The sequence below is a fragment of the Bacteroidales bacterium genome, assembly GCA_018334875.1.
GTDB lineage: Bacteria > Bacteroidota > Bacteroidia > Bacteroidales > UBA12077 > JAGXLC01.
On the sequence record JAGXLC010000321.1, the window covers coordinates 1 to 4587 of the forward strand.

Sequence of the window (4587 nt, forward strand, 5' to 3'; positions counted from 1 at the left end):
GACACATAGGAAAGATAGGGTTTCACATAGATTTATTATTTATCAAGCAATTGAGAGGACAAATAATTATTTGACCTTTTTTGTTTACTTCATGAAAATTTTTGTTATTCAAAATATTTCTTTCTATGTGTTAAGCCTATGTGAACTATGTGTCCCCCGCCTGCTTCGGGGCAGGTATGTGGTTCAAGAATATTAACCAAATAACTTTTATGATCGGCCCAAAGAAAGGTTTACCAAACTTTAGAATTTAAAGTGCAGCAAAACTTTGCTAATAAAACAAAATTTTTAGAAGTGATAGCATGAATTTTTATAAATATGAATAAAATTTAAGTTCACCTTAATCGCTGTGGGTGCATTCCTAATTTTTTCCAAGCACCCTTTTTTATTTCATCCGGCAACTGCCGGTCGGGTTATAAGTGATGTTCTAGTTTACGAAATTCCGTAGGAATGGAATATATTTTCTCTTTTGGAAAAAATTGGGAATGCACCCATGGTATAAGTGAATTTCAGTCCGGAAATTTGATTGTTTTATAGAATGATCTATAGTTGCTGATGGAATGGGGCATGTTGTATACCTGGCAGAGGTAGGTTCGGAACTAGCCCCACCTTGTTTTATACCTGGTTGGGTTAGGTTCGAAACATAACCGGCCTTCCTTTTTATATATCATGGGGTTGCTCGGAACAAGCCAGGGGATGTTTTTAACCTGGTTGGGGTAGGTTATCAACCTGGTTGGGGTAGGTTTTTTGCTACCTCCACCTTCTTTTAGACCTGTCTGGGGTAGGTACGGAACCTACCCTTACCTTCTTTTTTACCTGGTTAGGGTAGGTCTGGAAATACCCCTACCCAGTTTTTAACTTGGTGGAGGTAGGTTCGGAGCAAGGCCTGATTTCCTTTTTACCTGGTGAGGGTAGGTCCGGAACAAGGTCGGACTTGATTTTTACCTGGCAGGGGTAAGTTCAGAACAAGGTTGGAATTCCTTTTTACAAAGTAAGGGTATGTTTGGAACAGGGTCGGTTCTGTTTTTTAGATGGTGAAGGTAGGTACGGAACATGGTCAGGGTAGGTTTTAACATAGTTGGGGTAGGTTCAGAAGTACCCCTGCCCTGTTAAAAACAAGGCAGGGGTACTTCGGGGATAAGGTTCCTCTGGCAATCATACCGGTTTATTCTGCCTCCGGCTCGGCTTCTTCCTTTGAACGGTCCCAGGCAAAAAAGGCCTTCAGATCGTTAAGAACGGAATCTATGCCAGGTACACCATTTCTGGAGGCCGTCTTGGATGAATCGTAGATACTCAGTCCGCCCGTCCAGAGATTTTCACCTATTGCGGCTGCAGTATCCGATAAACCCTCTCCAACACGTTTGAACTCGGCGCCCAATTCCACAAGCTGTTCATAGAGCTTCATGCTTTTCTTCATCTCCTCAATATCCAAATAATTGGGAACAATTCTCGGATCTTTTTCACCATAGGCAATGGTTTTTTCTACAAAAGGCTTTCTGGCACTGTTCATAACCGAACGTGAACGCCGCTCTTCGGGGGTCATGTCAATTAAAAAAGGCATTTCATCCGTAATGCCCTTCAGGTTGTCCCAAATTCTTTTTAATCTGTCATCAGACATTTCTACAGAAATTTGATTTTAAATGAATTCTACCAGGAAATTGCCTCCGGTGAAAAAAATGGCAAAAGAATCATTCTCTCCTGTATTGAAGAAGAATTACATCAGATCGGAATAAAAATGATCAGTGATGTTTTAGAAATGCATGGGTGGTATTCCTATTTTCTGGGAGCCAATACGCCAACAAAAGATTTGATAGGCTATACCAAAGTAATTAAACCCGATTTGATCGGTATCTCCATGAGCATTTATTTTCATCTGCCCACACTGGAAGAAACTTTGCAGCGAATAAGAAAAGAATTTTCAGACCTCCCTGTGCTGGTCGGGGGTCAAGCTTTTCAGCATAAAGGAATAGAAGTACTGGAACAATTTAACGATGTATATTATAAAACTGATCTAAAAAGTACCGAATCATTTATAAACGAATTCTTGGAAAATGGATAAAAATCATCTTTTAGAGACAAATTCCGGGCATTAAGACTTTATGGCAGACGAAACCATATTAACCATACTTTCTGAGTGGAAAAGCGAATTTGAAGCCACACTGACCAAAAATAACTCACTTGGCATTGCTCTTTTCAATATTGAAGGGGAGTTGCTTTATGCAAACCATTTCATGAAAAGTTTTTTCAAACCAAAATTTGGTTCTTGTTTGTAAAATATTATATTTGCGCGATATAACATTTTAATTAATCTAATTATGAAAGAAGGTACAGTAAAATTTTTCAATGAAGTCAAGAAATTCGGCTTCATTAAAGACAAAGATTCAGACAACGAATACTTCGTCCATGTTTCAGATCTTATTGATGACATTCAGGAAAATGACGAGGTGACTTTTGAAGCAAAAGAAGGAGAAAAAGGATTATATGCGGTAAATGTCAAACGGGTATAAAAAGATAGAGCGTTTTTATTTATCCATTATAAAATCCTTAGCTTCACATTTTTTTGTGAAGCTTTTTTTGTTTCAAGCCTACTTATAAACTTGGTGTTCTAACCTGCATCATTCAAAAACGAATCCCGCTGGTAAGCGGGAACGTTTTTGAATGTGGGATGGTTTGCGGGGTGGATGCAGGCAACCCCGCATTAGAAAAACCGGCTTTTTGCGAAATTTATTGAAGCAAAAAGCCAGGTTTTTCAATAGCGTCAGAATTATTCTAGAATAATTCGGGCTAAAATAGGGTGTTAATCAAGAATTTTTATAAAAATCCCTTTAATTAAACCCGAAAAATTATTTTTGATGCGTTCGATGTTTGTTATTGTCTCTTAAGTTATGTCGTGTATTACATTTATGCTATGAGTTTCCCCTATATCAATCAAATGAAAGAAGCATCAAAAAAGGGATTGTTTCTGATCCTGTCATTTATCAGTATTGGTTTTCTTGGTTTGACAACCTCTTCCTGCACCGTTGATGCCGATCCCTCAGTTAAGCAAAAAGAAAAAATTGTTGTAGGAGCTGATTATGACTACAAACCTTTTACTTACCTTGATAATACTGGTCAGGAAAAAGGATTCGATGTGGACATCATAAAATCCATTGCTGATAAAAATAATTGGGAGTTGGAGTTTCGATTTACAGAATGGGATCAGGCATTAAAAAATCTTGAAGAGGGCAAAGTTGATTTACTCCTTTCTGTTCTTTATACAGATCAACGGGATACAATGTATGATTATACCATTCCTTACAATGAAGATTACTACGGAATATTTGTTAGGGAGAATTCTGAGGTAAAAGATGTGTCAGACCTTTCGCAAAAACAAATTATTACATTAGAAGGAGATGCATCGATAACAAGGTTTATAAAACCCATGGCGCTTTTTACAAACACAACATTGGTCAAGTCTTTGCCCGAAGCAATTCGGCTTCTTTCCGAAGGAGAGGACGATGCAGTCCTTGCGCCATATTCGATTGGCATGGAGGCGATTGAAGATTTGCAAATTAGAAATGTTGAGGTAGTGGGTCCTTCTATAATGCCCATTCTCTATCGTTTTGCAGTGAAAGAGGGAGATTCAAACCTTCTTTCTGTGCTAAATGACGGAATTGATCATGTAAAAGCTTCAGGTAAAAGAGAAGAATTTCTTAAAAAATGGAATTTTCATAAACGAAATGAAGTTTCCCTGATGAAAGTTATTCGGTATGTAGGGATTGGATTAATCCCTTTCTTTCTTACAATAGCTCTTTTCATTTTATGGACGAAAACACTGAGAAGAAACGTAGCAAAACAAACCAAAGTTTTGCAGAAAAAAACAGCGACTCTGGAAAAACTCAATGCCACCAAAGACAAACTTTTTTCAGTAATTGGACATGATCTGAGATCACCGTTCAACAGCATTCTGGGGTATTCTGATTTATTGATAAACAACAAAAACAAATATAGCGATGACAAATTGAAATATTTCTCAAAAAGCATCCATTCAACAGCAGAAAAAACACTTGATCTGCTCGATAATCTGCTTTGCTGGGCAAAATCACAGACAGGACAGATCAAATACCAACCAGAAAAAATCAGATTAGAAGAAGTAATTGCTCAGACGGTCAATTTCACCACTCCCTCGGCAAGCATAAAAAACATTTCCTTAAATCACATCCCAAACCATGAGACCGAAATCCACGCTGACAGGAATATGCTGAAAACCATTTTGCGAAACCTGATTTCCAATGCCATTAAATTTACCCATTCCAGTGGAAAGGTTGATATTTACTCTATACTTGGTAAAAACGAGGTTGAAATAACCGTTTCTGATAATGGTACTGGCATGGATGAGGATACAAGAAAAAATATATTTCAAGCGGATGCAAACATTTCATCTAAAGGAACAGAAAATGAAAATGGCACTGGTTTGGGATTGATCCTTTGCAAAGAATTTGTTGAAGTACACGGTGGTAAAATATGGGTAGAAAGTGAGCCGGGAAAGGGAAGCGATTTTCATTTTACAATGCCGTTGTGAAAGCGGGCATTTCTGCTGGACACCCGACA

General features: G+C 37.9%; 5 protein-coding genes. 4 read left to right on the forward strand and 1 reads right to left on the reverse strand.

All coding sequences use genetic code 11. From position 1 onward, the window contains the following. Positions 1 to 1162: 1162 nt before the first annotated feature. On the reverse strand, positions 1163 to 1615 hold the full coding sequence (locus KGY70_17335) for a hypothetical protein (GenBank protein MBS3776965.1): 453 nt from the start codon (positions 1613 to 1615) through the stop codon (positions 1163 to 1165). 12 nt (positions 1616 to 1627) lie between these two features. Here KGY70_17335 and KGY70_17340 point away from each other — a divergent pair, with 12 nt between their 5' ends. The 4 genes from KGY70_17340 to KGY70_17355 all read left to right on the forward strand — a co-directional run bounded on the left by KGY70_17340 (position 1628) and on the right by KGY70_17355 (position 4558). Continuing rightward, positions 1628 to 2056 carry a cobalamin B12-binding domain-containing protein gene (locus tag KGY70_17340; GenBank protein ID MBS3776966.1) on the forward strand — a complete coding sequence of 143 codons (429 nt, stop codon included), beginning with the start codon at positions 1628 to 1630 and terminating at the stop codon, positions 2054 to 2056. Between the two features lie 40 nt (positions 2057 to 2096). Further along, positions 2097 to 2270, forward strand: coding sequence for a hypothetical protein (locus tag KGY70_17345; GenBank protein MBS3776967.1), 174 nt, complete (start codon positions 2097 to 2099; stop codon positions 2268 to 2270). 42 nt (positions 2271 to 2312) lie between these two features. Beyond that, positions 2313 to 2504, forward strand: coding sequence for a cold shock domain-containing protein (locus KGY70_17350; GenBank protein MBS3776968.1), 192 nt, complete (start codon positions 2313 to 2315; stop codon positions 2502 to 2504). A gap of 425 nt (positions 2505 to 2929) precedes the next feature. Then, a complete protein-coding gene (locus KGY70_17355; GenBank protein ID MBS3776969.1) occupies positions 2930 to 4558 on the forward strand; it encodes a transporter substrate-binding domain-containing protein in 1629 nt (542 codons plus the stop codon). The last annotated feature ends 29 nt before the right edge of the window (positions 4559 to 4587 follow it).

Bases quoted from the DNA above. Each gene is read 5' to 3' on its own strand.
- KGY70_17355 (MBS3776969.1), top strand. From the start codon at position 2,930: ATGAAAGAAGCATCAAAAAAGGGATTGTTTCTGATCCTGTCATTTATC.
- KGY70_17345 (MBS3776967.1), top strand. From the start codon at position 2,097: ATGGCAGACGAAACCATATTAACCATACTTTCTGAGTGGAAAAGCGAA.
- KGY70_17350 (MBS3776968.1), top strand. From the start codon at position 2,313: ATGAAAGAAGGTACAGTAAAATTTTTCAATGAAGTCAAGAAATTCGGC.
- KGY70_17335 (MBS3776965.1), bottom strand. From the start codon at position 1,615: ATGTCTGATGACAGATTAAAAAGAATTTGGGACAACCTGAAGGGCATT.